Raw genomic sequence first — 2,676 nt, forward strand, 5'->3', positions numbered from 1 at the left:
CGTCGGCTGCGGCGCGGGCGCGTCGAGTCTGGCTCTGGCCGCCTGCGTCGGCCCGGGGGGCCAAGTGCTGGGCGTGGACATATCCGAACCGCTGATCGGCCGAGCGCGCGCGCTTGCGCCACAGGATACGCCGGTCCTGTTCCGCTTGGCCGACGCCAGCAGCGCCGAGCTGCCCGAGGGGGCGTTCGACATCCTGTTCTCGCGCTTCGGGGTGATGTTCTTCGGCGATCCGACAGGGGCGTTCGCGCATATGCGCCGCGCGCTCAAGCCGGGCGGGCGGGTCGCTTTCGTCTGCTGGCGTGGCGCGGCCGAGAACGATTGGATGCGCCTGCCGATGGGCGCGATCAAGGGTATCGTCCCACCGACGGCGCCGCCCGATCCCGAAGCGCCCGGTCCGTTCTCGTTCGGCGACCCGGGGCGGGTGGCTCGCATCCTGACGGCGGCCGGCTTCACCGATTTCGCTATCGCTCCCTTCGATGCTTCCGTCCCGTTTGGCGAGGGCGCGACGCGGGACGCGGCGATCGACGACGCGGTGAAGATGACGTTCGAGGTCGGCCCGCTGTCGCGCGCGCTCGCTGATCAGCCCGACGACATCCGCGCCCGCGCCTCGGCCGCGGTTCGTGCCGCCTTCGCGGGCCGCCCCGATGAGCGGTCGGTGATGATCGACAGCGCGACGTGGATCGTCACGGCGCGCAATCCCGCAAGCTGAGGGATTAACAGGTTTCGACGCGGCGGCCGGCGCAACTGCCTCGCGGGCCTGGCGAACAAGATGGCCGCCTTCTCGAATCGCCCCGACGTCTCGATCGATGCAAAGGGCAACGATGAGAAAAATCATGGGGGCGCGTAGAGGTGAGAATACCCATGGTATTCGATGCGCCAGAGAGCGGGCTGTATCGGTAAGCCCAGTCTAGTCTGGAATTGGCCCTTCGCGACATGTTGCACCGCCATACGACCTTGGTCGCTAACGGTGCATAGCAGAAATCGACAGTTCGCCGGCTATTGCAGAGGGCGACGCTCGTGACCCAAAGCCGACGTCAACGGCGTTGCTCTGCTAGTGGAAGCCCGCCGTTTTAGCGATATGTTGTGCCGGTGGAGGTCGGAGCGTTTAAGAGCAACCTTGCGGTATCGGAGTTTAAAATGACCGATTTCGTTATGCCCCGGACGCAATACGCCCGTAGCGGCGAGACGAATATTGCCTATCAAGTGGCTGGCGGTGGACCGATAGACCTCACGCTTGTGCCCGGTTCGATCTCGCACCTCGAAGTGATTTATGAGCTGCCAAACATGGTCGCAACTTTGCGACGCTTTATGCGTTTCGCGCGGCTCATAAGCTTTGACAAACGCGGTCAGGGCCTGTCCGATCGCGTGCCGGGGGTGCCTTCGCTAGAAGAGCGAATGGATGACGTTCGCGCTGTTATGGATGCGGCGGGGTCTCGCAAAACAGCTCTGTTGGCTTTCTCGGAGGGCTGCCCCATGAGCCTCCTTTTTGCGGCGACATACCCCGATCGCGTCTCCCACCTTGTGCTGATCGGAGGCTTTCCGCGAGCAGGCCACTCAGTGCCGGCAAGTCAGTTCGAAGCGGTTATGGACAAGATAGTTACGGACTGGGGCTCCGGCCGAATGATGCAACACGTCGTCGGTGCGACCAACGGCGCTACGGATGTGCTCGCATCGCTGGGGAAATTCGAGCGAATGAGCTGCAGCCCCGGTGCCTTCAAATCCATTATGATGATGAACCGCCTCATTGACGTGACGCCGATCCTGCCAAACATGCGGGTTCCAACTCTCGTTATTCACAGCCAGGCCGACGCAGTAGTGCCTGTTGCGGAGGGCCGGAAGCTCGCGGCTGCAATTCCGGGCGCGAAGTACATTGAGTATGAAAAATTTCCCCACGGGGCGTTTTTTTCGGACGATTGCGAGCAGGTCATCGGCGACGTTGAGGAATTTATCACGGGCAAACGGCCCGAACCCGACGGCGAGATAGATCGGGTGCTGGCCACCGTTCTATTCACCGACATCGTGAATTCCACGACGAGAGCAATTGAGCTTGGAGACCGCCGCTGGCGCGAGCTACTTGATTCCCATGATCGCCTTGCTGCACAGGTAGTCGATCGGTATCGAGGAAGGTTGGTGAAGACCACCGGCGACGGCATCTTGGCGACGTTCGATGGCCCAGGACGTGGTGTTCGCTGCGCCCTCGCGCTTGGCGAGGCGGCTCGGCAACTCGGCTTGCCCGTGCGCGCCGGACTGCACACCGGCGAGATCGAGGTACGAGGCAAAGATGTTGGCGGAATAGCGGTTCATGTTGCCGCGCGCGTTATGGGGCAGTCAGGCGCCAATGAGGTACTTGTGTCTCGAGTGGTGACCGACCTGGTTGCGGGAGCCGGGCTGAATTTTGCGGAGCGGGGCTCATTCGATCTAAAGGGCGTTCCGGGATCTTGGGATCTGTTTGCAGCTGTCCAGCAGCATGAATGACAGGTATTGGCCCTTCGCGTCATTTTGTGGCAACGCAGCACTGCAGTCGCTTTCCAACGCGAAGCGGACATGAGCCGCTGGGCAAAGCTCGCTGAAGCGGTCGAAGATGGTAGAGTCGGGATGTGGCGCGGTGGTTGTAGGCTGAACATATCTGTTGCCGCCTCTTTCGTCTGGCGGTGCCTTAGTAGTTCGACCGTGACT

At 62.1% G+C, this 2,676-nt stretch carries 2 protein-coding genes; both read left to right on the top strand.

Going from position 1 to position 2,676, the window contains the following annotated elements:
• Window positions 1-709, top strand: a 709-nt coding sequence (locus AC628_RS41205) for a class I SAM-dependent methyltransferase (RefSeq protein WP_074132521.1), incomplete at its 5' end; no start/stop codon positions are given.
• Between the two features lie 428 nt (window positions 710-1,137).
• Entirely contained in the window at window positions 1,138-2,475 is a 1,338-nt protein-coding gene (locus AC628_RS41210; RefSeq protein WP_074132522.1) for an adenylate/guanylate cyclase domain-containing protein, read from the top strand.
• Window positions 2,476-2,676 lie beyond the last annotated feature (201 nt).

The organism is Bradyrhizobium sp. NAS96.2 (assembly GCF_001908235.1).
In the GTDB taxonomy this organism is placed as follows: domain Bacteria; phylum Pseudomonadota; class Alphaproteobacteria; order Rhizobiales; family Xanthobacteraceae; genus Bradyrhizobium.